The following is a 25,838-nucleotide window of genomic DNA, read 5'->3' on the forward strand; positions in this document are numbered from 1 at the left end:
GATTCGTTTTGGTAGTTTCAGCGTATCACAAATAGCCTAGGCAGACTGATTTCGGAACCAGATGATAAATGGTATGAGCATGACAGACAGTATTCCTCCTGCGATGGAGAGAATAGGATAGCTTGTCAAAGCTGCCACAACACCAGAAAGGGCACCACCTGATGCACCAGCAAGTGCAATAAATACATCGACAGAGCCTTGTGTTTTTGCCCGGGTCGTCGGATGAGTCGAATCTACGAGGATGGCTGTACCGCTGATTAAGCCGAAGTTCCATCCCAGTCCCAGCAGAGCTAGAGCGATCGTGAGGCCGAGCATGGAATCAGCAGGTGCTCCTGCCGACAAAAGCCCGGCAGCTAGTAATGTGACACCAGAAGCGACCGCCATAACGTAGCGTCCCACTTTATCAACGAGCACGCCGGTTACGAGAGAGGGAAGGTACATAGCCCCGATATGAACGCCGATAATTAAGCCGATGTCGTTGAGACTATGACCATGATGCCCCATATGAACAGGCGTCATCGTCATGATCGCCACCATCACGATCTGGCTTATGATCATGACTAAAGCCCCGATCACAACTCCATGTTTATTTGTTGAAAGCGCCGTGTCTTCTACGGAAGCGTCACGTTCAGCTGCACCGGCAACCGCCTGTGAAACGATATAAGGATCAGGACGAAGCAGTATCAGCAGTACGACTCCGGCAAGTGTATAAGCGGCAGCAGCTAAAATAAACGGACCGGCTAAGGATGGGACGCCGATTGATGCTGCAAAAGCACCCATCACCCCGACCAAATTTGGTCCTGCCACGGCTCCAAAGGTTGTCGCGACCATCGCAATACTGACCGCGGTGGCTCGCTGTTTTGTATTGGCCAAATCCGTTCCTGCATAGCGAGCTTGTAAATTCGTAGCTGTCCCTGCACCGTAGATTAACAGGCAGGCAAAAAGAAGGGGAACGTTCGACGTGATGGCTGCGATGACCACCCCGACCGCTCCCATGCCTCCTCCAAAAAAGCCCGCAGCAAGACCGGCCCGTCGTCCGAATCGCTGCGAGAGCCGGCCTACGGCTAATGCCGCTCCAGCTGAACCAAGCGTAAACAGGGCAACAGGAACACCGGCATAACTATCGGTCCCAAGCATATCCTGAGCAAGAAGGGCGCCTACAGTAATGCCTGCGGCAAGCCCTGCCCCTCCAAAAATTTGGGCAATGACAACGATCACCAAAGTTCTCTTGTAGAGGCGGCGTTGTTTTTCAGTGGAATTAATGTAACTCTGCAGCCAGGCAGGTTGTTTATCTATTGGAGATTGATGAAGCTTCACTTGTTTCACTTCCTAGTCTTCTATTTTTCTACTACCTATTAGTTTAGTTTTTTTACATGAGAATTACGAGCCATGCTGCTTGAATGGTTAAATAATAGAGGAGGATCTAATGCGTTATTATCAGATTGCGAGGTATCATGAGGTTCAAGCTGAGCGTTGGAAAGAGGGAAAGATGCGGCATCCTCCATATTCCTTTTACTATGACTGCTGCCAAAGGCAGGAAATCCAACATCGAATGTTGGCGGATCATTACGACGCATTGACCCGAGGCAAAAGGCGCCAGACTCTATTAAGCTCCTTAAAGGAAGGAGGATATATTTTGTATGCCCGGCATGCAGAAGCGACAGAAGGAGAAGATGAGCCCACCCTTGATCTTGAAGATTGTACGACACAAAGAAACCTTTCAGATACGGGAAGGCAGCAGGCGGTGACGTACGGGGAAATATTGCGCAGGCTCGGGATTCCCATTGATGAACCGATCATGGCCAGTCCTTTTTGCCGAACGAAAGAAACAGCTGTCTTAGCGTTTGGAGAAGATAACGTAGAAGTCGATCCTTTTTGGATTAACATTTACAATTTAAGCAGTGATCTCACTTTAGAAGAGGAAGATCGTATTATGGCAGAATTAACGTTAAAATTAGAAATCCCTCCGCCTGAAGGTGCGAATACGCTCATCATTGCCCATGGATTCCCCCCGGGGCTCGGCCTCGGGGAAATGGCAAATATGGGGACGATCATAGTAAAGCCTCTCGGGCAGGGAATGGATATGAAGTCGCAGCTTATCGGTCCCTAAATGAGTGGGGAGGTTAAAACGGGGATCTGGCAGCACTTTACTAGAAATGCTCATAAGTAAGGCAAGATCCTGCATTCCTGAGATGGCTCATTCGTTGGAGCTCTCATACGTTTTTACGGCTTCACGGAGAGCTTCAACGTAGTCTTTAAACGCTTGTGTTTCATTAGAAGGATCATTTCGTGAAGAAAAGCTTATGTCTCCATTCTTAAAAAACTCTTTTCTCTGCCCTCTTGTGATTTCAAGCTGAACGCCTTGTTCGGTCTTTGTTTTATTGGTGTAGTTATCAGGGTGCTCCCCATTGAGGTGGTCTGGTGTGCCGGTGACGACAAAACCCTTTTCCTCCAAATGCCGGCGAACGATTTCTTTCAATTTTTCATCCAATCCACCGATCATAGTCTTCGATTCCGTTCCTGCTGCCCCGTGAACGGCTATGTGATGATCAGCTTTGGAGACCATATCCAGCGCCCGCGGTTCATCGAAATGAGTGGACGTAATGTGCAGATTGCTGAAATTATTGGACGACAGTTTCCCTTTAAAGGCGTAAAAAGGATAAGAGGATCCAGATGCAGCTTCCGCCAGGGTGGAAGTTGTTTCTTCAATCCCTCCACCGTGGATGGCACTGAACAGCCATTGCTCATCCCCCTCGGTACGATTAATAACTTCATAGTCACTCCCTTCCTCATACTCATCGTCCAACTCCTCAAATGAGCAAAATCGGTCGTCTGAACATTCCTTTTCAGTCATCTCAGATATAATATCGTGTCCATTGTTAAAAAACCACAAAGTCGCCGCCAGGAAAATCACGGCAAATAACGTAATTTTCTTATACATCATAAAACCTCTCCTCGAAAGTGCCGTATTAGTAGTTTCTTCGGTCCGAAAGAAAAATTGTTTAATACGTGATCCTTAATTAATTAGAACTTCTTCGATTGAGGCCTCTTTGTTATGGTTAGTTCCCTATTCTCCCTTGGTCCATGCAAAATTTTCCTCCATTTCAAAGTATATTCAGGGAATGACTCGACATTTGTAGAATTAGTCTACTATAATGAACAAAACAAAAAACAGGAAGAAGGAAATTTAATCCAATCCCGCCTTCTTTCTGACATGAAAAAAGAGGCCTTCAAATTTTCTCATGCAAAGGAAGGAATCGTATGAGCCATTCAAAGTTTATGTGCAGGCAGTGCGCAACATGTAGAAAAGAGAAATCAATGCAACATTTTATCGGGAAGGGGCAGGATTTTTTAAACTGCCATTCCTGCCGTAAGATGAAGAAAAAGCAACGCAGGAAGAAGAGGAAGCAATTCTTAGAGCACGGGAAGATGTCCTGGAACGAAAGTTAATGGGATTGAAAGGATGAGGTTTATTTTATCCAATAATTGGGGATAAAACTCATAGGAATAAGGGGTATTCAAAAGAACAATTCCAGGAGGGCTTTATAATAAGCCCTCTCCCCAAAAAGCCAGAGGGAGGGAGAAATGAAAAGGGTAAGGAAAAATCAAACCGATGTGAAAATCACTTTTGCCAGGGAGGCTGCTATATGTCAGTAAAAGTAAAAATATTATTCTACGTATTTCTAGGCTTTATCATTTTATCCATCTTTCCAAAAGAGTCTATTGCCCAAACACCTCTCCTGAAATCAGGGGATTCGGGCCAGCAAGTTACAGAAGTACAAGAAAGCCTGGCACAATTAGGCTATTTTCACGTTACACCCACCGGATACTATGGAACGCTGACAGAAGAAGCCGTACGTCAGCTTCAGACAGACTTTGACCTTACTGCCGACGGCACAGTTGGAAGTCAAACCTGGAATCAATTGATGGAAATTGAAAAAGCAGCTAAAGTAGTCAACGGAGAAGCACGGGGAGAATCATATGAAGGACAAGTAGCTGTGGCTGCTGTTATCAAAAATCGAGTACAATCTTCACAGTTTCCTTCCACGATTGAAGAAGTGATTCATCAGGAGAATGCATTTACACCGGTACATAACGGGCAATATCACTTAACTCCATCATCTGCTGCCTATCAAGCGGTGAAGGATGCCTGGAAAGGGTGGGATCCTAGTCAAGGATCTACGTATTTTTACAATCCTCAAACGTCGACCTCTGACTGGATCTTTACAAATACTACACCGAAGCTGGAGATCGAGGGGCACCTATTTGCCGATTAAAGGGTCTTACCGCTAAATGAGTAAAAAGTTTGTTCATCGATTTTTGGTGATCAAGCTTTTTTAATATTTTGTCTAAGGCGATCAACCAGCAGAAGAAAAATAATAGTAGTTTTCATAGAAAGCCTTTGGTATGATAAAGTTGATCGTTATAACGAATGAACGGAGATGAATAGCAAATGAAAATGATGAAAAAGTTTACCGTTTTCGTACTTATTTTCACATTATTTGCATCAATGCCGTTAACAGCTTCTGCCAAAGGGCCAGTCAAAAAAGAAGTCGATTATGTCGCGCTTGGGGATTCATTAGCGGCAGGAATCACGCCTTTTAATAGATTGGGATCAGGGTACCCGGATTATCTTACGAAGCGAATGGAACAATCTCAATACAAGGTCGATTATGATAATTTTGCTGTGCCTGGACAAAATTCCAGTCAATTATTAAATGGTCTTCACAACGAGAAAATTCTCGAAGACATTAAAGAAGCAGAATATGTAACAATTAATATTGGAGCGAACGATTTGCTGCCGCTTATCACTCAGCAACACCGAATTCCGCAGGCTTTAAATAACCTATCTACTAATCTCAAACATACGTTAGACCTCATAGAATCTACTGGTACCCATGCGAACATATATATAATGGGATATTACAATCCTTTTCCGTACGCTCCACAAGAACAGCAAATACAGTTCGAAGGTCTGCTGGATCAATTAAACAATGTCATTGAATCAACAACTTATAGATACGGGCATACTTATGTTCCTACGGAAAGGCTGATTGCTAAAAGGTACGAACGTTATCTGCCTAATCCTGATAACATCCACTTAAGTGAAGCAGGTTATCAAGCCGTAGCCAAGGAATTTTGGAAGAAGCTCGATAAAAGTAAAAATTAACATTCAAAAAGTGGACCAGCTGCTGGTTCGCTATTTTTATAGAATGAAAAGCTATATTCTGTAAAGCTGGTAACCTTTTACGTATAATATAAGTATGACTAGTGGAAAGAAAAGGGTGAAGGTATGAAGAGAGAAGCCATTCAACGTAAAATGGAAAATCGAACGCCTTCTGTCATTGGCGGGAAGCAATTAACGAATTATTCCATTCTTCTGCCTCTGATTGAAAAAGAAGGCGAGCTTCATTTGCTGTTTGAGGTCCGCTCGCTTCAGATGAGAAGGCAGCCCGGGGAAATTTGTTTTCCTGGCGGCAAGGTGGACCGACAAGACCAACAGGTCATCGATGCTGCTGTCAGAGAAGCGAAAGAGGAGCTGGGCATTACCGGTCACGAAATTGAGGAAGTATATCCTTTTGATTATATGGTTTCCCCGTTTGGGATGATTGTGCATACGTACGTCGGGTTTTTAAATTGTCCGGAGAAGAGGATATCGCCCAATCCAGCGGAGGTAGAGGAAGTATTTACGGTTCCTTTATCTTTTTTTAAAGAGAATGATCCGGACGTTCATCTCGTAAATTTTGATGTCAAGCCGGATGAGGGGTTTCCTTACGACCTCATTGCCAACGGCCGTGATTACGAGTGGCAGACACGTAAAATGGAAGAATACTTTTATAAATATGAAGACAAAGTGATCTGGGGGCTGACTGCCCGGGTCCTTTATGCGTTTATTGAGTCGCTGCAGGAATAAAATGTTTCACGTGAAACATTCATAAGGGTGTATCGGCAAGCGATACGCTCATAATCCCGGTTAATCAGGGAGAGAATGAAAAAGCTTCATATAAGCGTGGAGAAAGGAACAGGAAAAAGGATTTGAGGAAACGGACTCGTTTCCTCAAACTCATCACACTAACGCAGAGAATTTTACACTCTTTAAGGTTTCTCTACAAGCTGAAAAAGGATCGTTCCTTATACGAAGGAACGATCCTTTTTTATAACGCTTCTCTAATTACTTTTTTATAATACAACACTGACAGCATCCCAAAGATCGAATACAGCGCGGTATACACGCCCATTACGATCAGCATCGGCGTCCACACTTCTGTTCCGAACAAGAACCAGCCGGATTGAACGGCAAAATAGCTGTGAATTAAACCTATAATTAGCGGGATGCCAAAGTTAAACACTTGCTTGATTTGAATCCCCTGGACTAAATCATGACGTGTATACCCGAGCTTACGTAAAATTGTATAGTTCGGCTGCTCTTCATCTCCTTCATCCATCTGCTTAAAGTAGAGGATACAGCCGGACGTAATGAGGAACGTTAACCCAAGAAACCCGACGATGAACATGATCAGCCCCATGTTCTGCTTCTGAAACTGACTGGACGCATACTGTGAGGCATTGCCGGCTTGCTCGCTCATCTCCATGCTCTGAAACAGCTCATCAGCTTCCTCGGTCGATGCGTCTTCCTCTAACGTTAACCCGACAAATAAGTTGGATTCACCCTGTAGTTCCGGATCGGCTTGACTTTCAATCCGTTTAAACACGCTGTCATCGACGATTGCTGTCGGAAGCCCGTAAGTGAAAAAGAAGGGCAGCACATCAATTTTTGAGATTCCCGTATACTCCTGATCAATTTCCTCATCGCCACTTTTAATTTTAATCTCTCCGGAGTCAGCCAGTTTCATCAACTGATTCATGGCATCATTATAGCCGGCGAATTGTGTTTCTTTTTCACTAACGTCGATCTCTTCCACGCTTTCATCACTGACGAGGGCCATTGTTGTCCAGCTTCCGTCAAAATTTAAATCTTCCATGTTAGCCCCGATGATGTCTTCAATATAAACTTCAGCTCTTACTAACTCTGTCGTCTGCTCACTGTACGCGATCCCTTGCGTAGAAAGAGCTTCGCCGAATTCATCTGCATCTTCCGCACTGATAAAGGTGAAGTCATCGGGGGACTGCCCCTCGGCTGTTTTTTCAGCAGAATAGTAGGAAATGTAGCTTAAAGATAACAACCCAATCGCCAACGCCGAAACGGTCGTAATAATGGTAAGCAGCAGCGCATTTGATTTCATACGGAACATAATGGAGGAAAGCGACAGCACTTCATTTACATTCAAGTAACCGCCTTTATTTTTCCTTATTACATTTGAGATAAAACGCACCGATCCTTTATAGAAAAAATACGTACCTATAATGACAGAGGCAAGAATGAAGATCATCACTGCAAATAAGCTGTTAATGGACACAAAGTCTCCATCAAAAAGCTTGGAAGAAATATAATAGCCTGTGACAATCAACCCAATGCCGAGAACACCCATAACCACTTCCATAATCGATAGCTTTTTCACACGGCTTTCCGTCTTTTGTTTCACGTGAAACAATGATAGAATTGTCTGCCGTTTAATGAATACGTAATTCAACAGCATAATCAGGGCGTAGACACCGCCGAAAACGAGCAGTGTTTGGACGAGAGCCTCGGATGAGAAATTAAGCGAAGCCACATCCTCCACACCGGTAATTTTAAACACAATCATCGTCATTAATTTTGAAATCGAAAATCCTAACGCGATTCCGATCACCAGGGAACCGAAATACAAAATTAAATTCTCTGCACTTAACATATAAAAAATCCGCTGTTTTGTCATCCCGATCAGCTGCAGCAGCCCGATTTCCTTGCTGCGGCGTTTAATAAACAGTTTATTAGCATAAACCAGAAAAACAGCGACAATCGATACAAGCAGAATGGAAGCCGCACGCAATGCAGCTGCACCACGAAGCGTTCCCGTCGCCTCATCCATGGAAGGGTCATACTGCAGCGTCACAAAAGAAAAATAGAGAGCCACGCTGAAGATGAGCGCAAACACGTACAAATAATAGTTGGCGAGGTTCTTTTTCATATTACGAAAAATTAACTGATTAAAGCTCATACTGCACCCCGCCTAATACACCTTGCGTTTTCATGATGTCTTTCAGGAAGGTCTGGCGTGACTGCTCCCCTTTATTAAGCTGCGTGTAAATGTGTCCATCCTTAATAAACACAACGCGGCTGCTGTAGCTGGCAGCAACGGGGTCATGAGACACCATCACAATCGTAGCTTCCCGCTTATCATTTAAATCGCTTATTTTTCCAAGCAGATTGGAAGCTGACTTCGAATCAAGCGCTCCCGTCGGTTCATCGGCAAAAATTATGCTGGGTTCATGAATAAAGGCCCGCGCTGCTGACGTCCGCTGTTTCTGCCCGCCGGAAATTTCATTCGGGTACTTATCCGCAATGTCCTCAATCCCAAGCTCAGCTGCCACCGCCTGAAACTTCTCATTCGCTTCCTTTTTCGAAGCCTTCGTAATGGAAAGCGGCAGCAGAATGTTCTCCTTCACCGTCAGCGTATCGAGCAGGTTATACTCTTGAAAAATAAACCCGAGATGATGCTTGCGGAATTCAGCCAGCTGCTTCTCTTTCTGACCTGTCAGTTCCTTCCCATCAATCGCAATCGTTCCTTCACTGACGCGGTCAATTGAAGAAAGTACATTAAGCAGCGTCGTTTTTCCAGAACCAGATGCCCCCATGATTGTTACAAACTCACCCTTCTCAATGCTCACATCAATGCCCTTTAACACCTCCTGCTTCGTAAACTTATTCCCATAGCTTTTATGAATTTTAGTTGCTTCTAAAATAGTCATCCACGTACCCTCCGTTTGATTGATAATTCCATTGTAAAAGTTCCTGCCGCAAGAGTCCTTTCATTGATCGAACAAAAAAGAAAAGCGAGTGACACTTTTGTCACACGCCTTGAATCTCGATGAACTCGTTCGCTTTTGGGAAGGTGAGAGTGAAGGTTGAGCCATGTCCGAGCTTCGATTGAACGTCCATACTGATCCGTAAGGGGGATGCTGCCTTTCTCGCTAAGTACAGACCCATCCCCGTAGCGGCCTTATTGTCATGCTGACTCGTGGAAGTGAAGCCTTTATCAAAGATGCGCGGCAGGTCACGTGTTTCCATCCCGTGTCCATGGTCCCTGATACTCAGGGTAGTTTTCCCATTTTGCCGGCTGCTTGTAATGGTAATCTCAGACCCGTCTTTACTGTATTTCACAGCATTGGTCAGCAGCTGACGGAAGATGAATCCAAGCCATTTCGCGTCACTGAGCACGGTAACGGCTGCTGCATCTACTTCAAAGCCGATGCCTTTTTGCATACACCACGAGCGCAGCATATTGATTTCACTGAAAAGAAGAGGTTCCACTTCTACTTTTTCTACATATAGATCATTTTCAATGAACGGCATACGTTTCTGGTGCAGCTGTTGATCGAGGAGTAAATGGACTCTCAGCCATTCATGCGTCAATTGAGCTTTAAGCTGGCGGTCCTCGAGCCTGTCTATAATTAAGTGCATCGCAGTAAGCGGTGTTTTGACTTCATGAATCCATGCGAGCAAGTCATCTTTTTCCTGGTCCATTTGTGCTTGGAGGGAAGCGGATCGCCTTTGTAATGTCTCAATAGGTTCAGTAATGTTTTTTTCAGCGATAAATTCGAACGGCCGGTTCGCCTCAGGCAGACTTGTCATATCTAAATCTTCCTCGCGTTCCTCAAGCTCCTTGAAAAAACGCGTTTCACGGTAATAACGAGCGACGAAAAATACAATGAATATAACGGAAGAAAGGAAGGTATAATACCCGACTGATGACAGCGGAATCGCTGAATCGACGTAGGTAATCAGCAAGGCGAGCAGTTGTAAAACTACAAAGAGGAGGATCCAGCTGCGCCGTTCTTTTATATAAGATCGAATCATTGGCTCACCTGATCAATCGCTATGTATCCCTGTCCGACTTTTGTTTCAATCGCATCGCCAAGCGTAAGTTCTGCCAGCTTTTTCCTCAGCCGATTAACGTTTACGGTCAGCGTATTGTCGCTTACAAATCGCTGATCGTCCCACAGACGGTTCATCAAATCCTCCCGGCTGACGATCTGATTTTTCCGCTCGATTAACAGGCGCAGAATAAACATCTCATTCTTCGTCAGTTCAATCTCCCCGTGCTCATTTGTCACACGGCTTCGTTCAAAATCAACCGTTGCCCCGAGCCACGTCTTTAACTCCGGTGCCTCCGCACTGTAGTTGTACACCCGGCGGAGAAGGGCCTGGATTTTGGCGATTAGCACTTCAAAATGGAAAGGTTTTTGAATAAAATCATCCGCGCCCAGGTTCATCGACATCACCATATCTGTCGGGTGATCGCGTGAAGAGAGGAAAATAATCGGGACATTGGAATGCTGCCGAATCATCCGGCACCAGTGAAAGCCGTCAAACTTCGGGAGCTGAATATCGATAATGACGAGGTCAGGCTGAGCTTCTGTGAACGTATCCATGACTTTATGGAAATCTTCAATGCCGTCGACTTCGTATTCCCACTGGGAAAGCCGTTCTTTAATCTCAGTAAACAGAGACATATCATCTTCAATGAGTAAAATGTTAAACAACCGAATCACCACGCTTTCTATGGAAATTATAGCAAATTTATGGAGGATACGCGCGGGGGCCGCCTAATTGGTTTCGCCGCGATTTTTTGAGATTGGCCGCGTTTTTGTGAAAATAGCCGCGAAAATTACGATTTGCCAGCGAATTTTCTCATTTAGCCGCTAAAATCATTTTTTAGCCGCGAATTTCCTCAAACCGGCAGAACAGGAAAACAGTTGACCCTGCCATCATGCCCTTTTACAATCAAGTGAAAAAGGAATGAGCCTATGTATAAAACCATAATCGAACCGCGCGTCTCTGAAACCGATGGGGTGGGGCACATTAACAATACGGTCGTCCCTGTCTGGCTTGAGGCGGGGCGCAATCCATTGTTTAAACTGTTTACCCCTGATGACAATTTCAACGATTGGAAGATGATCATCCTCAATATGAACATTGATTTTAAAAGCCAAATTTACTTTGGTACAAACGTTGAGATTCGTACGTGGGTGAAGAAGATCGGCAATACGAGCCTTACGCTGTATGAAGAGGTATGGCAGAGCGATACGCTATGCGCTGCAGGCGATACGATCTACGTGAATTTCAACGTAGAAAAGCAGGTGTCCGAGCGGATTCCAGACGATATACGCCGTGCATTAGCAAATCATATGCATGAAGCACACTAGAAAAGACGGCTCTTCTATTGCGTATCGTACCGCGATACGATACAAGACAGCCTGCGTATCGGCAGGCGATATGGGTGCAATACTTTTATATGCCGCTGTATCGTCAACGATTCGAAGCGATTCTTACACCAAATCTCTTGAGGGAGCCGTTTATATCTTTGCCTTTCCAATTGGACGCTCCCGCAGTATAATTGAAAATGAATTTCAATTGTAAAAGAAGAAGAGGGGTTTCAAGGTGGTCGCACGATTTTTTTCCTACTATAAACCATACAAATGGTTGTTTATATTAGATTTCAGCTGTGCCGTTTTAGTTGGCCTTTTAGAACTGGCCTTTCCCCTGGCGGTAAATCACGTCATTGATAAATTATTGCCGCAGGAAAACTGGACGATTATAATCCTGGCCTGCGTCGGCCTGCTGCTCGTCTACTTAATTAACACGGGTCTGAATTACGTCGTTACGTATTGGGGTCATAAGCTTGGTATTAATATCGAGACTGACATGCGGCAGAAGCTTTTTACGCATATGCAGAAACTGTCGTTCGGCTATTACGACAACAGCAAAACGGGTCACAGCATTTCGCGCTTAACGAAGGATTTAGAGGAGATCGGCGAAGTGGCTCACCACGGGCCGGAGGATATGTTTGTCGCTTTTATGACGTTGATCGGCTCGTTTATTTTAATGCTGACGATTAACTGGAAGCTTGCCGTTCTTTCCTTTATCGTGATCCCGCTGTTGATTGTCCTTGCGATTTACTTTAATAAAAAAATGACCGTGACATTCCGGCGCATGTTCCATAACGTCGCTGAAATTAATTCTCGCGTCGAGGACAGCATCGGCGGCATCCGAGTCGTTCAGGCTTTTGCGAATGAAAAGCATGAGCAGAACAAATTCCAAACGAATAACGACCAGTATCGTACGACGAAGCTGCAGTCGTATAAAATTATGGCTCAAAACGTAACGGCCAACTACGTTCTCATGAGACTCGTGACGCTGTTTACACTTCTGTTCGGCACGTATTTCGTGATTGCCGGAGAGTTAACGTACGGCGAGTTTGTGGCGTTCATTCTACTTGCGAATATTTTAATTGGCCCGATTCAAAAAATTAATGCTGTCATTGAGAGCTATCCTAAAGGGATTGCGGGATTTAAGCGATATACAGAAATTATCGATACCGATCCGGATATTCAGGATCGTGAAGACGCCGTGGCTAAAGAGCTTCGAGGTACGATTCAATATAAAGACGTCACCTTTGGTTATGAAGGACTTGCCCCCGTCTTACATGAAATCGACCTTTCGATTCATCCGGGAGAAACCGTCGCTTTTGTTGGACCTTCAGGTGCAGGAAAAACAACACTTTGCAGCCTGCTGCCGCGGTTTTATGAAATTCAAGCGGGTGAAATTACAATTGATGGCACTGACATCCGTGACATCACGCTGGATGCACTGCGCAACCAAATTGGCATCGTGCAGCAGGACGTCTTTCTTTTCTCAGGAACGATACGGGAAAACATCGCCTATGGTAACTTACAGGCCACAGACGAAGAAATCATGCAAGCTTCGATTCGAGCGCGTCTGGATGAATTTATCGCCAACCAGCCGCAAGGGCTCGACACAGTAATTGGCGAACGCGGCGTGAAGCTCTCCGGCGGGCAGAAGCAGCGCCTGTCGATCGCACGCATGTTTTTGAAAAACCCGCCGATCTTAATTTTGGATGAGGCGACGTCCGCATTGGACACGGAAACGGAAATTGCGATTCAGAAGTCGCTGGAGGAATTAACAGAAGGGCGTACAACGCTTGTAATTGCACACCGTCTGGCTACTATTAAAAATGCTGATCGAATTATGGTTGTGACGAAGGATGGAATTGCAGAGCAGGGGAATCACGAGGAGCTGCTTGAATCTGAAGGGATTTACAGCCGCCTGCATGCCGCTCAATTCAGTTAATACTGTAGACATTTCTTGCATGAGGAAGAGTAAGGGTGTTAGGAAACGACTCCCTTTCCACGGGCGAATGGTGTGTCTCCTCAGGCTGAAGCCTTCCGGGGTCACACCTATCTCGCATTTCCCGTAGGAGTCTCGCCGTTTCCTAACACCCTTTTTCGAGAAAAGTTACTAGTGGAATATAGAATGAGCACACAGGAGAGGCCACGGAGGTTGCATATCGACCGCAGAGAAATCGCTTTTTCCCGGATGCAGGTAACAGAAGATGTCTGGAATATCCATGCTTCGCCGCTAAGAAAACCGCTCCATTGAGCGGTTTTTTTATTCGTGCCGGTTGTTCGTATGGTACGGACAGGTGATCAGGTGATCGTCAATCACACCGACAGCCTGCAGGTAGGAATAGACGGTTACAGGTCCGACAAATTTGAAGCCGCGCTTTTTTAAGTCTTTGCTTACTTTGACAGAGAGGTCATCTTTGGCTGGAATTTCTGAGACTTCCTGTCGTTGATAAATAATCGGCTGATGGTCCGTAAACTGCCAGACGTAGGACGCCAGGCTGCCGAATTCCTGCTGAACTTTCTGCGCAGCGAGAGCATTCGTCTGTACGGCTTTTATTTTCTGCGGGTGGCGGACGACCTCCCCGGCTTCACGTATCGCCTCTAAATCCTCTTCTGTTAAAGCAGCACAACGGTCGATGTTAAATTGATGAAAAGCCCTCTGGTAGCCTTCGCGCTTTGAAAGGATAATTTTCCACGATAAACCTGCCTGAGCCCCTTCTAAATTCAGCAGTTCAAACAGATAGGAATCGTCATAGCTGGGCCGTCCCCATTCTGTATTATGGTACTGGGTCATTTCAGGGCTTCCTTGAGCCCACGAACAAATGGAAGAAGTATTCATGTGATTAAGTACCTGCCTTTATAAGATCTGTATTAAGTATAGCGCGGGGGATTGGAAATCACAAAGAACGATTTCTTACGTACACTCCGCTGGCTGGTGCATAGGATATTTTTATAAAAATTTGTAAAGGACTGATCGATATGTACCAGAATTTCTCCTTTCCTCCAGAGCATGCCAGCGTGGAACGCAACAGCTCTCAAATAGAGAATACGATTCTTTCCTGTATTAAAAAAGAAGCGGCTTCGGTTGATTTTTACCAACGATTAGCAGACGCAGCTCCCACTCCGCATCATAAACATGACTTGTTGGAAGCAGCAGCCAATAAGCAATTTTTTGTTCAACAATTAACAAATGAATATGTCAGGCATACGGGGAGCCAGCCTGATTACGAAATCGAGCAAAAAATATTTGAAACGTTTAGAGACGGTTTACAAAAGGCTTATGCAGCTGAATGTGAGGCTTATGACCAGGATCAGCAAAGCTATGTACTTACCCGGCATCTCCCGGTTCGGGATGTGTTTTGGCATGTCTGTCATCATGGAGCCGCACTCGCGGAACGGTTGAGACAGATGGGCGATGACGAGGAGAGCATGGAATTAAAGGATTACGGAAGAGGTCCACTTGTTATCGATATTGATGCTGCCTCAAAAGAGAACGACACGTTCCGTACAGCTTTATGGACGGGAAAGCATTTACAGGTGACGTTGATGAGCATTGAACCAGGGAGTGACATCGGCTTAGAAGTGCACCCTGATGTGGATCAGTTTTTACGGGTGGAAGAAGGGGAAGGATTCGTACAGATGGGACCGCGGGAAAATCAATTGGATTTCGAAGCGGACGTTGAGGATGATTTTGCCATTATGGTGCCAGCACGAATGTGGCACAATTTAACGAACACAGGAGATACACCGCTGAAGCTGTATACGATTTATGCGCCGCCTGAGCATCCATTCGGCACGGTTCATGAAACGAAAGAGGATGCGATGGAAGCCGAATAACAGATTCATACGAACAAACCCGAATAAGTGCTTATTCGGGTTTGTTTTTATTTAAATGTTTATATGGTGTTTATAGGATAATTTTTCACCGTTCGTTTCAATGACCTGCTGATACCAGTCAAATGAATCCTTCTTAGAACGCTTCATGGTTCCGTTTCCTTCATTATCACGGTCGACGTGAATCATGCCGTAGCGTTTTTTCATTTCACCGGTTGTAAAAGATACGATATCAATAATGCCCCACGGCGTGTAACCCATTAAGTCAACGCCATCGTACATGACGGCTTTTTCTACAGCTTCAATGTGAGACTTTAAATATTCAATTCTTGCTTTATCGTGAATCGATCCGTCTTCTTCCACCGTATCGACAGCGCCAAATCCATTTTCGACGATAAATAATGGAATCTGATAGCGGTCATAGAAGCGGTTGAGGGTATAGCGCAGTCCCGTTGGATCAATCGCCCAGCCCCAGTCGCTTGATTTGATGTACGGATTTTCTACTCCATTTGGCAGGCCGCCGTTGACAATATCACCACGGTTGTCTTGTTCTACGTCACTTTTAACCGTCGTGGACATGTAATAGCTGAAGCCGAGATAATCAACGGTTCCGTTACGTAAAATTTCTTCATCTCCGTCCTCAAATGGAATATGATAGCCTTCACGTTCAAATTCTTTTAACGCATAGCTCGGATAATACCCGCGTACGTGAACATCAGGGAAGAAGTAGCGCTGCCTCATCATTTCTTCAGCCAGCATTACATCTTCCGGGTTTGAAGAATAAGGATAGATCGGAACGTGAGAAACCATGGCACCGATTTCGAAGTCTGGATTGATTTCTTTTCCTTTTGCAACGGCTAAGGCACTGGCCAGTAACTCGTGGTGGCCGGCCTGGTACATGATTTCTTTGGGGTTTTCTCCTTCTTTGACAGTAACGCCGGAATTTGTCCATAGAAAAATCGGGTTGTTGACGTCCATTTTGTTGTTAATTTCATTAAACGTCATCCAGTATTTCACTTTGTCTTTGTAGCGGTTGAAGCAGACTTCTGCGAATTTGGCGAAATAGTCGACCACTTTGCGGCTGCGGAACCCGCCGTATTCTCTCGCTAAGTGGAGCGGCATTTCAAAGTGGGAGAGTGTAATTACAGGCTCGATGCCATGCTTGATTAATTCGTCAAACACATCATCATAGAACTGCAGCCCTTCCTCGTTCGGCTCTGCTTCGTCCCCTTTTGGAAAAATACGGGTCCACCCAATGGAGGTTCGCAGGCATTTCAATCCCATCTCAGCAAATAACGCGATGTCCTCTTTATAATGATGGTAGAAATCAATGGCTTCATGGTTTGGGTAAAATTCATCTTCCTCAATGTATTCCGTAATTTTTCTTGGTACGCCGTGAGCTCCTGCGGTCATAACGTCAACGACGCTCGGCCCTTTGCCGCCTTCGTTCCATCCGCCTTCAAATTGGTGAGCGGCTAACGCGCCGCCCCATAGAAAATCTTCTGGTATTTGTGTCATGTTTCTTCCTCCTTATTTTACGACTGTCATTAATTTTTGATTAAATATGCTCTGCTTGAGGTCTTCAATAATTACTTCTTCATAAGCCCCGGCGTTTGTAACGATGACAGGAGTGATCGTTTCGAGCCCATGTCCTATAATGGCTTCTTCATCAAATTCAACAAGGATTTCTCCCTTTTTAAACACAGCCCCGTCTTCTACATGTAAGTTGAACGGACTTCCGTCGAGTTTGACTGTATCGATTCCTATGTGCACGAGTAATTCGATGCCGGTTTCTGAGCGTAAGCCGATCGCATGCTTGGTAGGTGCGATCATGACGACGGTGCCGTCAAATGGAGCATACAGTTTGTTTTCCGTCGGCTGAATGGCGACGCCTTTACCCATCGCTCCTGAACTGAATACTTCATCGGGCACTTCTGAAAGCGGAATGACATTGCCGCTGAATGGAGCGTCCACGATTTCTTCATTCACTTTTGCATCATTTGCTGCAGCAGCGGTTTCGCCAGGCTGTCCCTGTTCCTCAACTAAACCTTGGCTGCCAGCCTGTTTGGCTGTATCTTCTCCAAATCCAAAAATTTGAATGAGCACGACAGGAAGGACTATGGCGATCAGCGAGCCGATTACAATGCCCCATATTGACATCGGGAAGGCGCTGTCTATGCCGTTTACAATGGTTAATGGACCCGGCAGACCGGCATAGGCAAAATAATACGGGGTAAAAAAGCTTGCCGTAATCGCCCCGACGGCCCCTGCAATACATCCAAAAATAAACGGTTTTTTAAATCGCAGGTTGACCCCGTAAATTGCAGGTTCTGTAATTCCGAAGATGCCGGTTACGCCAGCCGATACACCGACTTTTTTCGTTTCCTGGCTTTTCGCCTTCAAAACGACCCCAAGCACGGCACCAACCTGGGCAATAACAGCAATCGTCTGATACGCCTGGAACGAATCGCGGCCGTACTGATCAAAGTTAGCGAGTACCATCGGCGTAACGCCCCAGTGAACACCGAAAATGACAAGCACCTGCCATAGCGATCCAATGATTGCTCCAGCCAGGGCTGGTGCATTTTCCGCTAAGAAATTGTAGCCGTTCGCAATCCCGTTAGCTCCTAATGTGGATAGCGGGCCGATTAACAGAATCGTTAACGGTACCATGACGATCATGCAGATGAACGGTACGAACAATGGACGTACGACTTCGTTCATGTTTTTATTTAGAAACTTCTCAAGATAGGATAAGATCCATACTAAAAAAAGCGGCGGCAGTACAGAAGAAGTGTACACCGTTTCTGATAATGCAATGCCGAGGAAAGAAATGGTTTCCCCTGACGCAATCTGATCAGCCATTGCTGTCCAAGTCGGACTGACTAAAGCTGCGCTGCAGGCAACTGCGATATACGTGTTGACCTTAAAATGTTTCGCTGCGGTCATTGCAATAAAAATAGGCAAGAAGGTAAAAGGCGCCCAGGAAATAAAGCTCAACACTTCATAGGTTCCTGTTGCCTCAAATCCGGAAAATAACAAATTAATTAAAATTAACGTTCCTTGAAGAATACCAGCAGCCGCTAAAATGTAAATAAAGGGGGCGAAAACAGCTGACATTGTAGCAATAACACGGTTGATGATGGTCCCTTGCTTTTCACTTTGATCATCATTCGACGTATCCATATTGACTAGACTGGCAAATGCCTCGTAAACTTCACCCACATGCTGACCAATGACGACCTGGAACTGTCCGTTGTTCTCAACTACCGTGATCACTCCAGGTAACGACGTTACTTGCTCTTTAGCCTGAGGTCTCGATCGCTTAAGTACGAGTCGGAGCCGCGTGGCACACCTTGATACCTTAATTATGTTCTCTTCCCCGCCGACTGCCTCTAATATATCCCCTGCAAGCTTAGGGTAATCTCTCACTTTTTTCGCCAAATGAAACCCTCCTTTATAATTTGAGTATTCGCTTACATTATAATTGTATCGATATAATTAATCAATACCCTGACAAAATAATTATATGTGATTAAAATGAGTGAATGAGCCGCAGGGCTGTTTATGCTATAATGCTGGTAATGTAAGGACTAAAAAGGTAAAGAGGAATGTTTATGTTAAAGTATCAGCAGATCGCAATCGACATCGAAAAATATATTGAAGAGCATAACCTTCAGCAGAGGGATAAACTGCCTGTCCTTGAAAAACTGATGGCACGATTTAACGTGAGTAAGAGCACCATTACGAAATCCCTGGATCTTCTGGAGAAAAAGGGAGTCGTGTATCAAGTAAGGGGCAGCGGGATTTTTGTCAGAAGACATAACAGAGAAGGATACATCAGTCTGTTATCAAACCAGGGATTTAAAAAGGACCTGGAAGAATTTAATGTCACATCTGAGGTGGTCGAGCTAAAGGTTTGTCAACCGACAGAAGAAGTGGCTTATAACTTGAACATTGATCAGCACCAGGAGGTTTATTATGTGAAACGTATCCGTTACATTAACGGAAAAACGCTTTGTCTGGAGGAGTCGTACTATAATAAATCGACGGTAACCTACTTGAATCGAGAGATTGCCTCTGAGTCGATCTTTCATTACATCCAAGAAGGCCTCGGTTTAAAGGTCGGTTTCTCAGATATTTACCTTCACGTACATAAACTGAATGAAGAAGAAGCGGCGTATTTAGGGTTGAAATCAGGGGATCCGAAGCTTTTCATGGAAAGTATTTTTCATTTAACGAACGGGCAGCCGTTTGACTTTTCTAAAGTGACGTACAACTATGAACAATCACAGTTCTTTCTTCAGGCAAATAGTCATATATTATAGAGCGCAAAGAGCCCGGAGCAGTAAATCTATAGGAAGCTGTTGTTGATTCCGCGAATCGCTTGTCGGTGGAGGCCAGCCGCGGGCACGGCCTCAGCAAGTGGATCTTCGGTTCGCGCTCTTACCACGACGCACCGGACGTGGACGGTTTTAATCGACCAGACGTCACTACCGAGTGCTCCACGTGGCATCAACAACTTTCGATATAAATTCTTAGAGGCATAAAAGAATATCTTCTCTGCTTCTTGTAAAAGAAGAACGCTGCTTTCAAAAAAGCGGGAACTCACTTCATAGCTCTAAGGCAGGATCATTGAAGGTGCGACGTAAATTCTTTAACATAAATCATCCGAACGAATCACTGAAGATTCGTTTGGATGTTTTAATTTTTGGTGAAACAAAACGCCCGTTGAATCGTACGATAAGTATGGAAAGAAAGCGAGGTTTTTTATTATGGAAGTACATTACCCGGCTGGATTCTGGAATAGGTTAGGGGCAAGGATTGTAGATGCTCTTATATTATTTATTCCACTTGGACTGATTACACTGCTTATCCACGGAAGTTTTTTCTACGATGGTTACAGTCCTGTGGATCTTCTCGGCTACGTCTATGCAATTGTGCTGCCGGTTATTTGGTATGGATACACGCTGGGCCGCAAGTTGATCGGCATCCGTATCGTACGGATGAATGGGCAGAATGTTGGTTTTGGTACGATGCTGTTAAGAGAAGTGGTGGGAACGCTCGTCTATATTGTGACGCTTGGCATCGGCCTGATCGTCAGTGCGTTTATGGTCGGAATGAGGGAAGATAAACGGGCAATTCATGACTTTATTGCGGGCACGTATGTGACCAAGGAACCACCGGAAGATCAGGAAGCGGCAGTCGCGGCGAAGTAAATGATATAGAAGCTATAAAAATAAGCAGACCGTTTGCGGCTGCTTATTTTTTTGATTGTAGATATCAGCGGAAATCGTCTTTTATCAGCTAAACTATACTTATATCAGCGTTTTTGTTCCTTTATCAGCGAAAATGAGAATATATCAGCGTTTTTCAATTCCCGGACAAATCCCTCAACCTATTTTTTTAAAAAAACTCCATCACTTCCACCGCCTTATTCGTTATCTAAGTGAAGGAGCCAATAATTAGTCAAAGTGAGTGGTCGTATGGAAGTAAGTGATCTATATGAAGAACTAAAGAGCGACCTGTTCCGTTTTGCTTATTCCATTGCGCGTCACGAACAGGAAGGAAAGGACCTCGTTCAGGATGCGTGGATCAAATCTTTAAAGGAAGAACAGCTGCTCAAGCTGCCCCTTCATAAGCAAAAAGCATGGTTTTATCGAGTGATGAAAAATAAGCTCATTGATGAGCGGAGAAAAGACAAGAGGATCACGGAGTGGGAAGAGGATGCTGATAGTGCGGTGCCGGATCTCACTTCAGGGAGACTTGAGATGACAGAACTGCTTTCCCGGCTTTCCCCGGACTTAAGCGATATCGTTTTTAAACGGTACTGGCTGAATTTATCGAGTAAGGAAATCGGTGAACGTCTTAACCTGCCAGCTTCGACCGTACGTTATAAGCTTCAAACTGCAATCAAGCAATTACGTAAAGTATTAGAGGAGGATGAACGATGAGTCAGCGAATTGGAAATGTAGGACTGTTAAATTTAATGAATGCTACAGAAGAAAGCTTACAAAATGTGGAGAGAATCGAGAACATTGGCATGGTTTTATATCCAAAGGAAAAAGCGCACCTCCTGCCGAAATTAAACGCCGGCAATATCGGGCAGTGTGTAGAGCTGCCAGAAGGCTATCAAGTAGTAAATAGCAATTTACACGTAGATCAAGCGTATTTTCAATCGTTAACGGAAGAAGTGAAGCTGTTCGTAAACGGTAACCTCATCGTAGACCGCAATGTGCAGGCTGACGAGCTGAAGAACAGCTTGCTTGAACTGAGAGTCAGCGGCAGCATTTATTGCCCGGCCCACCTGACTGGATCTCTGTTTCACATCATTTCGCATGGCGCCATGGATGTGGAGTCGTATAGAGAGGAACAGCTGCGTTTTGAAAACGGGCATTTCGAGTTAACGAATGCCTACTTACATTCAGCTGACCGTACGATGCGATTAACCGTAAACGGAAAGCTGCGATTAGATGAAGATTTAGATATGGATCTGTTTCAGAAAAAAATTCACCAGATTGATGTCAATGGCAAGGTTATGCTCTATGAATCTCAAGAAGCGCATTTTTATAAAAAATCAGGATCGCTGACCTCCAGCAAGGTGGAAGTCATTCCAGACGGGTACTTACAGCTGAAGAAGCAGGTACGAGTGAACAGCCGCTCCATTAAACGATTCAAAGGCAAAAAGCTCTACACAAACAAGCCGGTTATTATTGAAGCCGATGTAACACGTGAAGCATTTTCCATAGCAGGCATCCACTCGACGTCAATTGTTGTTTGTCCAGAAGAACTGGAGGATCTCGTGTATGAAACAGCCCCGCTGCTGGAAACAGAGGTTTTGTCGTATGAAGATCGTTTTCTCTATCTCGAAGGGGAAGAGCGGTGGACGAACGAACAGCTGGAAGCTCTAGCTCAGCCAACCGCATGTATAGTAGAAGGCCAGCTGACCCTGGACGATAGTGTCACGCCTGAGGTGCTTTCATCAAAAATAAAAAGCTTAGACATTCTAGGGGTCGTCACTGTAGAAAATCTATCATTAAAAGGCAGCTTACAGCAGGTGATACGCGTGAATACAGGAATGGTTAAAGATGCAGGGATGAAGACGGAAGATTCGAGTTTAGGCAATTTAGGAGAGTTGATGCTTTAACTTAGCTTCTTATAGAAAGGAAGGAGCAAAATGACGATTCACTTTTTTATCTTTACGATTTCCATAACAAGAAAGAAAAAAGATAAAACGCCTATGAGTAACCATCCCAAGGAAGCTCAAGAACAGTTATTAAATCGTAAAGCGACTTATCGGAATTTGTATTAATCCTATAATTTTACATCCAGCACAACTGCAAATGTGCTGGATTTTTCATTATTTTAATAAATCAGAAAATTGTGGTAGTATAGCTTTACTAGTAACGAAGGAGGCCTTATATGGACTATTTAACTGCAGAACAAGTCAACGAAAGATTAACGATGGACGAAACGATCCGTTCAATTGAACAATTCTACTTGGACGACAGCAATGGTGATATAATCATGCCCGACCGCATGCATATCGAAGACGGCGATAATACAAGTCTATTAATGCCTTCCTATTATGGGGATTATTACGCTACGAAGCTCGTCGGAGTAGCGCCGAACAATACGTCGCTTCAAAAGCCGACGATTCATGGACTGATGGTACTGTACAGCCGTCAGACGATGGAGCCACTTTTGATGTGTGATGCGGTACCGATTACCGGTCTTCGTACGGGGGCGCTTGGCGGGCTTGGCATGAAGTATTTAGCGAAGGAGAATGCGTCTTCTCTCGGCATTATCGGCACGGGGACGCAGGGGTGGAGTCACCTGCACTCCGCCTGTTCGGTCCGATCGATTCAAACGGTGAAGGTGTACAACCGCAGTCAGGCCAAGCTTTCGACTTTTATCGAACGAGCGAAGCAGGCCTTTCCGTCCTTACATATTGAACAAGCTTCCACCGAACAGTTAGTCCGTGAGTCTGACATTATTGTCACGACCACCACCTCTGAAAAACCCGTCCTTCCTGAGCTTGAACCTGCCGCCTACAAGGGCAGACAGATTGTCGGCGTCGGCTCGTTCCGCCCGGCCATGCAGGAGATTCCTGACAGTATCTTAAAGGAGGCGGATGAAGTTTACGTCGATGCGCCTAGTGCTTTCCGTGAATCAGGCGATATGATTCGCGCGCAGGAGCTTGGTGTTGACCCTGATCAAACACTGTCGCTAAAAGAGATCATCGCACGCAATCATCGTCCGCAGAACCCGGAAGAACAATCGGTCATCTTCAAATCCGTAGGTGCGGCGATTTTTGATTTAATCGTTACGAAAGCCTTATATGAAAAAATCCGATAAGAGAGGATGAGTCCGTGTGAAGCAAATGACGAAATCAAAATGGAAGGATCCCGGCATTATCATGGTCATTTCCCTCGTGATCATTTCTTCGATCGTTTGGATCTGGTGGCCGACGGAAGTGTATTGGATGGGTATTTCCCTGGCCGGATGGCTGATGTTCTTCTGCTTTTTTATTTGGCTGCTGTTAACCTTTATTTATGTGATTTGGATTGAAAAGATAGAAAAACGATCGAATTAAAGGAGCTGTAGACGATGAAAGGAATGGAAACTTCCATATTAGCATTCTACTTAATATTCATGACCCTCATCGGTATCTATTTTGCCAAGAGAGCTCACTCTTCGGAGGATGATTACTGGACGGCAGGACGCAATATTAATAGTTTCGTAGGATCGTTCGCTTTGTTCGCAGCTGTGGCAAGCTCCAGCTCGTTAATGGGAGCGGTTGGGTCAGGCGTCGCACTCGGTCTGCCATTCTTATTTGCTTATGGATTTGGGGCCGTGGCTATCCCGTCCTTTGCTCTCTTTCTAATCGCAGGACAGATTCGACGGTCCGGCGTCAAAACGATGCCGGAATTTTTCAAAATACGCTTTGGAAAACCGGTCCAAATTGTAGCGGCTGTTATCGTCGTTCTCACGATGACGTTCTATATGGTGCCGCAGCTCACGGCTTCCGGATTAATCGGTTCTTACGTGCTAGGCATCGAATATACGACGGCTGTTATTTTCCTGGGCATTGGATTTACCTTATATGCAGCCTTAGGCGGTATGTGGGCGATTACATATACTGACTTGATTCAAGGGGCGGTTATGGTGATTGGGATGCTCGTGCTCTCCATCATTATTTTAGCCGATCATGAAGGAATAGGGAGGTTAATTCAAGATGCTCTGGCCGTCGATCCTGCATTTGGTGAAGTGACTCAGCCATGGATGTCGTATTTTGGATTGTTTATCGCCTTCCTATGGTTCGGCGTTGTATCGCCATCGGCCGTCATGCGTAATTTCGCCTCCCGTGATGCAAAAACGGCCCGCCGTTCCGCGCTCGGCGCCTGTATTTTATACCTTTGCGTCTTCATTTTTGGTGCGATTATTGCTTCTGCCGGAGCAAGCCTCGGCATTATCGGCTCGCTCGATAATCAGGACATGATTTTTATTTCCGTCATTGAGCATTACATGCCGCCGATTCTTGCCGGTATTATGCTTGCCGGCTTATTAGCGGCGATTATGTCTTCCGCTGATGCCATGCTGCTCGCGGTTTCAGCAGGTGTAGCTCACGACCTCTATAAAGGTCATATTAATAAAAAAGCATCCGAAAAGTCAGTTACGCGGATTGGATTCGTCGTCATGATGCTCGCTAGTCTCGTTGGTATTTATTTCGCAATTGATCCACCGCAGCTCATCGCGATTATGGTTGGGTGGGTGAGCGGTGCTATGCTGTCGGCCTTTGGTTTCCCGCTCGTCCTCGGCATTTGGTGGAAACGGGCGAACATGGCTGGAGCACTGGCCGGCATGATCGGTGGATCAGTGGCGTTTATCATCATGGCCGTTCTGCCATTTGCGCTTGTCGCGGAGCCCATCGTCGCTGCACCTGTATCCGCGATTCTTGTGATTGTCGTCAGTCTTATGACGTCTCCACCGCCGGAAGACATGCAGCGCGAAGTGGACCGCTATCACACACATATTGATTCATAAAGGATGAAACCAATGGAAACAGTAAAGCAGAAAAACCTCCGCCTCATCGGAACAGGCGGAGGCATAGCTGAAAGTGAGCTTCCCAACGTCATTTACAAAAACCTTGGCATTCAGATGAAGATGAACCGAAGCATCAGTGCGGATTATATTAAAAACCACATTGCTCGTACAAAGCGTGTGTACCATCCAATGTGGGTGGCCAAACTTCTCGTTATTGCTGACCGAAAACCTTTTCCACCGAGAAAGAAGCCGAATATGGTATTTGTCGATGCAGTGTCCGGTTACCGCGGCCTTTTTCCAACGGTGCCTGCGATGAATGAAGGGGAAGTGGAAACCGGCGAAGTGGTGCCTGCACAGTTGACGAAGCAGCAGGTAAAAGAAACCTACATTCAGGACATCCAGCAAAATCAAATCAACCGCAGCTATGTATTAAAAAAGCCCCGTTATCAGCTGGAAGAACTGTTCCTGACGTATCTGCCGCTCTGGAAGGTGCAAGTAGACTCTGATTACTTAACGAAGGAATTCTTCATTAACGCTAATACCGGGGAGTCAGAGGAGTATATGAGTAAATTATGGAGAAGCGTAGAATGGCGGTTACAGGAAAAGTAAAGCTTCTGTCCTCTTGCTGCTTAGCTATCCGATCACCTAAG

Annotated in this window: 27 protein-coding genes; 17 read left to right on the top strand and 10 right to left on the bottom strand. The window is 45.2% G+C overall.

Annotation, left to right across the window (positions count from 1 at the left end; translation table 11 throughout):
• Positions 1-36: 36 nt before the first annotated feature.
• Positions 37-1,317 carry an MFS transporter gene (locus ACGTNH_RS00905; RefSeq protein ID WP_394584385.1) on the bottom strand — a complete coding sequence of 427 codons (1,281 nt, stop codon included), beginning with the start codon at positions 1,315-1,317 and terminating at the stop codon, positions 37-39.
• A gap of 109 nt (positions 1,318-1,426) precedes the next feature.
• Here ACGTNH_RS00905 and ACGTNH_RS00910 point away from each other — a divergent pair, with 109 nt between their 5' ends.
• Positions 1,427-2,110 (top strand): histidine phosphatase family protein, encoded by a 684-nt coding sequence (locus ACGTNH_RS00910; RefSeq protein WP_394584387.1) that lies wholly within the window; start codon positions 1,427-1,429, stop codon positions 2,108-2,110.
• 87 nt (positions 2,111-2,197) lie between these two features.
• Here ACGTNH_RS00910 and ACGTNH_RS00915 read toward each other — a convergent pair whose 3' ends face one another.
• On the bottom strand, positions 2,198-2,944 hold the full coding sequence (locus tag ACGTNH_RS00915; RefSeq protein WP_394584389.1) for a poly-gamma-glutamate hydrolase family protein: 747 nt from the start codon (positions 2,942-2,944) through the stop codon (positions 2,198-2,200).
• A 703-nt stretch (positions 2,945-3,647) separates the two neighbouring features.
• On the opposite strand from ACGTNH_RS00915, the gene ACGTNH_RS00920 reads away from it, so the two are divergent.
• The 3 genes from ACGTNH_RS00920 (at position 3,648) to ACGTNH_RS00930 (ending at position 5,914) form a co-directional block, all read left to right on the top strand.
• A complete protein-coding gene (locus ACGTNH_RS00920) occupies positions 3,648-4,277 on the top strand; it encodes a cell wall hydrolase (RefSeq protein ID WP_394584390.1) in 630 nt (209 codons plus the stop codon).
• A gap of 176 nt (positions 4,278-4,453) precedes the next feature.
• Positions 4,454-5,170, top strand: coding sequence for a GDSL-type esterase/lipase family protein (locus tag ACGTNH_RS00925; protein WP_394584391.1), 717 nt, complete (start codon positions 4,454-4,456; stop codon positions 5,168-5,170).
• A gap of 123 nt (positions 5,171-5,293) precedes the next feature.
• Positions 5,294-5,914, top strand: a complete 621-nt coding sequence (locus tag ACGTNH_RS00930) for an NUDIX hydrolase (protein ID WP_394584392.1) — start codon at positions 5,294-5,296, stop codon at positions 5,912-5,914.
• A 241-nt stretch (positions 5,915-6,155) separates the two neighbouring features.
• Here ACGTNH_RS00930 and ACGTNH_RS00935 read toward each other — a convergent pair whose 3' ends face one another.
• The 4 genes from ACGTNH_RS00935 to ACGTNH_RS00950 form a co-directional block, all read right to left on the bottom strand.
• Positions 6,156-8,099 carry an FtsX-like permease family protein gene (locus ACGTNH_RS00935; protein WP_394584394.1) on the bottom strand — a complete coding sequence of 648 codons (1,944 nt, stop codon included), beginning with the start codon at positions 8,097-8,099 and terminating at the stop codon, positions 6,156-6,158.
• Positions 8,089-8,850: an ABC transporter ATP-binding protein gene (locus tag ACGTNH_RS00940; protein WP_394584395.1), complete on the bottom strand. Its 762-nt coding sequence runs from the start codon at positions 8,848-8,850 to the stop codon at positions 8,089-8,091. Before ACGTNH_RS00940 ends, ACGTNH_RS00935 begins: the two co-directional genes overlap by 11 nt.
• Before the next feature lie 100 nt (positions 8,851-8,950).
• Positions 8,951-9,958: a sensor histidine kinase gene (locus tag ACGTNH_RS00945; protein WP_394584396.1), complete on the bottom strand. Its 1,008-nt coding sequence runs from the start codon at positions 9,956-9,958 to the stop codon at positions 8,951-8,953.
• On the bottom strand, positions 9,955-10,644 hold the full coding sequence (locus tag ACGTNH_RS00950) for a response regulator transcription factor (protein ID WP_394584397.1): 690 nt from the start codon (positions 10,642-10,644) through the stop codon (positions 9,955-9,957). Before ACGTNH_RS00950 ends, ACGTNH_RS00945 begins: the two co-directional genes overlap by 4 nt.
• Before the next feature lie 264 nt (positions 10,645-10,908).
• Here ACGTNH_RS00950 and ACGTNH_RS00955 point away from each other — a divergent pair, with 264 nt between their 5' ends.
• Genes ACGTNH_RS00955 through ACGTNH_RS00965 form a run of 3 tightly spaced genes read left to right on the top strand, consistent with a single transcriptional unit; the run spans position 10,909 to position 13,252 of the window.
• Positions 10,909-11,307 (top strand): acyl-CoA thioesterase, encoded by a 399-nt coding sequence (locus ACGTNH_RS00955; RefSeq protein WP_394584398.1) that lies wholly within the window; start codon positions 10,909-10,911, stop codon positions 11,305-11,307.
• Positions 11,294-11,521, top strand: coding sequence for a hypothetical protein (locus ACGTNH_RS00960; protein WP_394584399.1), 228 nt, complete (start codon positions 11,294-11,296; stop codon positions 11,519-11,521). The genes ACGTNH_RS00955 and ACGTNH_RS00960 overlap by 14 nt, the downstream gene beginning before the upstream one ends.
• Positions 11,522-11,542: 21 nt before the next feature.
• Entirely contained in the window at positions 11,543-13,252 is a 1,710-nt protein-coding gene (locus ACGTNH_RS00965) for an ABC transporter ATP-binding protein (RefSeq protein WP_394584401.1), read from the top strand.
• Positions 13,253-13,570: 318 nt separating this feature from the next.
• Here ACGTNH_RS00965 and ACGTNH_RS00970 read toward each other — a convergent pair whose 3' ends face one another.
• Positions 13,571-14,146: a DNA-3-methyladenine glycosylase I gene (locus ACGTNH_RS00970; protein WP_394584402.1), complete on the bottom strand. Its 576-nt coding sequence runs from the start codon at positions 14,144-14,146 to the stop codon at positions 13,571-13,573.
• A 140-nt stretch (positions 14,147-14,286) separates the two neighbouring features.
• Here ACGTNH_RS00970 and ACGTNH_RS00975 point away from each other — a divergent pair, with 140 nt between their 5' ends.
• Positions 14,287-15,144, top strand: a complete 858-nt coding sequence (locus ACGTNH_RS00975; RefSeq protein WP_394584403.1) for a cupin domain-containing protein — start codon at positions 14,287-14,289, stop codon at positions 15,142-15,144.
• Positions 15,145-15,195: 51 nt separating this feature from the next.
• On the opposite strand, the gene bglA is transcribed toward ACGTNH_RS00975, so the two are convergent.
• Together bglA and ACGTNH_RS00985 are read right to left on the bottom strand one after the other, a co-directional pair.
• Entirely contained in the window at positions 15,196-16,659 is a 1,464-nt protein-coding gene (bglA, locus tag ACGTNH_RS00980) for a 6-phospho-beta-glucosidase BglA (protein ID WP_394584404.1), read from the bottom strand.
• A gap of 12 nt (positions 16,660-16,671) precedes the next feature.
• The gene (locus tag ACGTNH_RS00985; protein ID WP_394584405.1) at positions 16,672-18,585 is read right to left on the bottom strand and encodes a beta-glucoside-specific PTS transporter subunit IIABC; all 1,914 of its coding nucleotides are present in this window, start codon (positions 18,583-18,585) and stop codon (positions 16,672-16,674) included.
• A gap of 173 nt (positions 18,586-18,758) precedes the next feature.
• On the opposite strand from ACGTNH_RS00985, the gene ACGTNH_RS00990 reads away from it, so the two are divergent.
• Positions 18,759-19,469, top strand: coding sequence for a GntR family transcriptional regulator (locus tag ACGTNH_RS00990; protein WP_394584407.1), 711 nt, complete (start codon positions 18,759-18,761; stop codon positions 19,467-19,469).
• 26 nt (positions 19,470-19,495) lie between these two features.
• On the opposite strand, the gene ACGTNH_RS00995 is transcribed toward ACGTNH_RS00990, so the two are convergent.
• Entirely contained in the window at positions 19,496-19,753 is a 258-nt protein-coding gene (locus ACGTNH_RS00995) for a hypothetical protein (RefSeq protein ID WP_394584408.1), read from the bottom strand.
• Positions 19,754-19,916: 163 nt separating this feature from the next.
• Here ACGTNH_RS00995 and ACGTNH_RS01000 point away from each other — a divergent pair, with 163 nt between their 5' ends.
• The 8 genes from ACGTNH_RS01000 (at position 19,917) to ACGTNH_RS01035 (ending at position 25,797) form a co-directional block, all read left to right on the top strand.
• On the top strand, positions 19,917-20,360 hold the full coding sequence (locus ACGTNH_RS01000; RefSeq protein ID WP_394584409.1) for an RDD family protein: 444 nt from the start codon (positions 19,917-19,919) through the stop codon (positions 20,358-20,360).
• Positions 20,361-20,627: 267 nt separating this feature from the next.
• Entirely contained in the window at positions 20,628-21,095 is a 468-nt protein-coding gene (locus ACGTNH_RS01005) for an RNA polymerase sigma factor (RefSeq protein WP_394584410.1), read from the top strand.
• Positions 21,092-22,288: a hypothetical protein gene (locus tag ACGTNH_RS01010; protein WP_394584411.1), complete on the top strand. Its 1,197-nt coding sequence runs from the start codon at positions 21,092-21,094 to the stop codon at positions 22,286-22,288. Before ACGTNH_RS01005 ends, ACGTNH_RS01010 begins: the two co-directional genes overlap by 4 nt.
• Before the next feature lie 30 nt (positions 22,289-22,318).
• Complete coding sequence (locus ACGTNH_RS01015) at positions 22,319-22,453, top strand: hypothetical protein (protein WP_394584412.1); 135 nt, start codon at positions 22,319-22,321, stop codon at positions 22,451-22,453.
• 110 nt (positions 22,454-22,563) lie between these two features.
• Positions 22,564-23,499, top strand: a complete 936-nt coding sequence (locus ACGTNH_RS01020) for an ornithine cyclodeaminase family protein (RefSeq protein ID WP_394584413.1) — start codon at positions 22,564-22,566, stop codon at positions 23,497-23,499.
• Between the two features lie 25 nt (positions 23,500-23,524).
• Positions 23,525-23,737 (top strand): hypothetical protein, encoded by a 213-nt coding sequence (locus tag ACGTNH_RS01025; RefSeq protein WP_394586097.1) that lies wholly within the window; start codon positions 23,525-23,527, stop codon positions 23,735-23,737.
• A 14-nt stretch (positions 23,738-23,751) separates the two neighbouring features.
• Complete coding sequence (locus ACGTNH_RS01030) at positions 23,752-25,188, top strand: sodium:solute symporter family protein (RefSeq protein ID WP_394584415.1); 1,437 nt, start codon at positions 23,752-23,754, stop codon at positions 25,186-25,188.
• Positions 25,189-25,200: 12 nt separating this feature from the next.
• On the top strand, positions 25,201-25,797 hold the full coding sequence (locus ACGTNH_RS01035; protein WP_394584417.1) for a hypothetical protein: 597 nt from the start codon (positions 25,201-25,203) through the stop codon (positions 25,795-25,797).
• Positions 25,798-25,838 lie beyond the last annotated feature (41 nt).

Source organism: Halobacillus sp. B23F22_1 (assembly GCF_043497005.1).
Lineage (GTDB): Bacteria > Bacillota > Bacilli > Bacillales > Halobacillaceae > Halobacillus_A.